Source organism: Nguyenibacter vanlangensis (genome assembly GCF_013376155.1).
GTDB lineage: Bacteria > Pseudomonadota > Alphaproteobacteria > Acetobacterales > Acetobacteraceae > Gluconacetobacter > Gluconacetobacter vanlangensis.
The window spans coordinates 1-2,500 of record NZ_JABXXP010000162.1; the positions used below are offsets into that span (position 1 = coordinate 1).

Annotated in this window: 1 tRNA gene and 2 rRNA genes (1 of these 3 cut by a window edge); all 3 read right to left on the reverse strand. The window is 56.3% G+C overall.

The features are described 5' to 3' along the window. Nucleotide 1: 1 nt before the first annotated feature. Nucleotides 2–78: transfer RNA gene (locus tag HUK84_RS09515), tRNA-Met, on the reverse strand. Between the two features lie 21 nt (nt 79–99). Then, nucleotides 100–215, reverse strand: a 5S ribosomal RNA gene (gene rrf, locus HUK84_RS09520). 119 nt (nt 216–334) lie between these two features. After that, nucleotides 335–2,500: ribosomal RNA gene (locus HUK84_RS09525) — 23S ribosomal RNA — on the reverse strand (it continues 575 nt past the right edge of the window).

The window sequence follows — 2,500 nt, forward strand, 5'->3', positions numbered from 1 at the left end:
TTGGTTGCGGGGGCAGGATTTGAACCTGCGGCCTTCAGGTTATGAGCCTGACGAGCTACCGGGCTGCTCCACCCCGCGGTGGTGTAGGTGGATTGGAAGACCTGGCGGCGACCGACTTTCCCGCGTCTTGAGACGCAGTATCATAGGCGCTGGGGCATTTCACGGCCGAGTTCGGGATGGGATCGGGTGGAGCTATCCCCGCCATGGCCACCAGGTCGTCCAGTCCACCCTGATGGGGTGTAGTGGGCGTGAGAGGTTGGTGCTGAGGTGTGTGTATTGAGTGTTGAGTGGATGATTGCTGTGCATGTGTGTTGCCTGCGTTTAAGCGGGCTGTGTGAGTGAGCCTATTGGGCGATTAGGACCAGTTAGCTGCACGCATTACTGCGCTTTCACATCTGGCCTATCGACGTGATGGTCTATCACGGCCCTCGGGGAGACCTGGTTTTGAGGTGGGTTTCTCGCTTAGATGCTTTCAGCGATTATCCCGTCCAGACTTAGCTACCCGGCTGTGCCGCTGGCGCGACAACCGGTGCACCAGAGGTCTGTTCATCCCGGTCCTCTCGTACTAGGGACAAATCCTCTCAAGTCTCCAACACCCACGGCAGATAGGGACCGAACTGTCTCACGACGTTCTAAACCCAGCTCACGTACCACTTTAATCGGCGAACAGCCGAACCCTTGGGACCTGCTCCAGCCCCAGGATGTGATGAGCCGACATCGAGGTGCCAAACCTCCCCGTCGATGTGGACTCTTGGGGGAGATCAGCCTGTTATCCCTAGAGTACCTTTTATCCGTTGAGCGATGGCCCTTCCACGCGGGACCACCGGATCACTATGGCCGACTTTCGTCTCTGATCGAGCTGTCACTCTCACAGTCAGGCGGGCTTATGCCATTGCACTCAACAGTCGATGTCCGACCGACCTGAGCCCACCATCGCGCGCCTCCGTTACACTTTGGGAGGCGACCGCCCCAGTCAAACTGCCCACCATGCAGGGTCCCGGACCAGGCTTACTGGTCTCGGTTAGACATCAGAAACAGTCAGGGTGGTATTTCAAGGATGGCTCCACCGGAACTGGCGCCCCGGGTTCTAAGCCTCCCACCTATCCTACACAGAATGTCTCTGATGCCACTGCAAAGCTGCAGTAAAGGTTCATAGGGTCTTTCCGTCTGACCGCGGGTACCCCGCATCTTCACGGGGAATTCAATTTCGCTGAGCCGATGCTGGAGACAGCGGGGAAGTCGTTACGCCATTCGTGCAGGTCGGAACTTACCCGACAAGGAATTTCGCTACCTTAGGACCGTTATAGTTACGGCCGCCGTTTACCGGGGCTTCAATTCAGTGCTTGCACACCTCCTCTTAACCTTCCGGCACCGGGCAGGCGTCAGGCCGTATACGTCGTCTCTCGACTTCGCACAGCCCTGTGTTTTTACTAAACAGTCGCTACCCCCTGGTCTGTGCCACCCACAAATGGTTGCCCATTCATGGGTCTCGCTTATCCCGAAGTTACGCGAGCAATTTGCCTAGTTCCTTCAGCATCGTTCTCTCAAGCGCCTTGGTATGCTCTACCAGTCCACCTGTGTCGGTTTCGGGTACGGTCTATTCGCTAGAGCTATTTCCTGGAATGCTCCAAAAGCCAGCCCAATCCGTTAAGGACTGACAACATATCGCATTCGTCACTTCTAGCAGGCCCAGGAATATTCACCTGGTTTCCATCGACTACGGCTTTCGCCCTCGCCTTAGGGGCCGGCTCACCCTGCGCGGATTAACCTTGCGCAGGAACCCTTGGACTTTCGGCGACAGTGTTTCTCGCACTGTTTGTCGCTACTCATGTCAGCATTCGCACTTCCGATATCTCCAGAGAGGGTCACCCCGTCTCCTTCTCAGACCTACGGAACGCTCCGCTACCGCGCATACAAAGTATGCACCCACAGCTTCGGCACGTGGCTTGAGCCCCGTTACATTTTCGGCGCAGGGTTTCTATTAGACCAGTGAGCTATTACGCTTTCTTTAAAGGATGGCTGCTTCTAAGCCAACCTCCTGGTTGTTTTGGAATCCCCACATCCTTTCCCACTTAGCCACGATTTGGGGGCCTTAGCTGGTGGTCTGGGCTGTTTCCCTCTCGACGATGGACCTTAGCACCCACCGTCTGTCTGCCAGGCTAAACTTCCGGGTATTCGGAGTTTGGTTAGGTTTGGTAAGGCTTTGGGCCCCCCTAGCCCATCCAGTGCTCTACCCCCCGGGGTCAACACCTGACGATCTACCTCAATAGATTTCGCGGAGAACCAGCTATCTCCGAGTTTGATTGGCCTTTCACCCCTAGCCACAGCTCATCCCCGACTTTTTCAACAGGCGTGGGTTCGGCCCTCCAGTGCGTGTTACCGCACCTTCAGCCTGGCCATGGCTAGATCACTCGGTTTCGGGTCTTCTGCCAGCAACTCAGCGCCCTATTCAGACTCGCTTTCGCTACGCCTACACCTATCGGCTTAAGCTCGCTGCAAA